We start from the raw sequence: 998 nt of genomic DNA on the forward strand, positions 1-998 counted from the left end.
TTTGCCGGCATTGAAGCGAGACCGCGCTGCAGGTTCTCGGCGGCTTCGACCACGTCACGGGCGAATTTCTGGACGGCATACTGGCGGGCATCTTCCACCTCACGCTTGGCGCGTGTGCGGTAGTTCTGCATCTCGGCTTCAGAACGCATCCATTTGTCGCGGAATTCCTCGACCTGGGCCTCGAGCTCCGCAATGCGGGCTTCGGGTGTCTGGATACCCGTCTCGGTTGTGGTCCCGGTTGCGGCTTCTGTCGCTGCCGGGTCGGGCGTTTCGGTTTGCGCGCTGTTCTGGGCGTCGTGCTGCGCGTTTTCAGTCGTCATCGTGGTCGCAACCTCGAAAAATCGGGCCCGGTCGAACCGGGCGGCAAAGGGTCGGCTCCCGCGTACTCCCCCTTGGCGGGGCGAGCGTGACCGCTGGAAGCCACGAAAGACACCGATCGGCCATCCCGAGATGTCCGACCGTTTTCGACTGCCCCGTCTTGGGCGCAGCCGCGTGGTAAGATATAGGTGGCTGTGACAAGCCATATGCCAACCCCCCTCGTATTGGCAACAGGCAGAAATTAAAGGCGGATGCATCGCGCATGGAGACGACAAAGCACACGATCGCCCTGGTGGATGATGATCGCAATATCCTGACTTCGGTCCAGATGACTCTCGAGGCCGAAGGGTTTGTCGTGCACACCTATACCGATGGCGAGGCCGCTCTTCAGGGTATTCTGGCGCGCCCTGTCAGTCTTGCGGTGCTCGATATCAAGATGCCGCGCATGGACGGGATGGAGCTGCTGCAACGCCTGCGCGCCCGCTCCTCCCTGCCCGTCATTTTCCTCTCTTCCAAGGACGAGGAGCTCGACCAGCTCATGGGGCTGCGTCTGGGAGCCGACGACTACATCACCAAACCCTTTTCACAGCGCCTGCTTCTGGAGCGTATCCGGGCTCTGCTGCGCCGTCAGGATGCCAGTCGCGCCGAAGGGAGCGGAACATCGGGCGCGGGAGCGGCCA

The 998-nt window shown here is 62.3% G+C and carries 2 protein-coding genes; one reads left to right on the forward strand and one right to left on the reverse strand.

The genetic code is table 11. The features are described 5' to 3' along the window. Positions 1–320 (reverse strand): nucleotide exchange factor GrpE (grpE, locus tag C0V97_RS17280; protein ID WP_127103710.1); only part of this gene is annotated, 320 nt, incomplete at its 3' end. 260 nt (positions 321–580) lie between these two features. On the opposite strand from grpE, the gene C0V97_RS17285 reads away from it, so the two are divergent. Beyond that, a partial coding sequence (locus C0V97_RS17285; RefSeq protein WP_148114965.1) for a response regulator occupies positions 581–998 on the forward strand: 418 nt, incomplete at its 3' end.

This window comes from Asaia sp. W19, assembly GCF_003994335.1.
GTDB lineage: Bacteria > Pseudomonadota > Alphaproteobacteria > Acetobacterales > Acetobacteraceae > Asaia.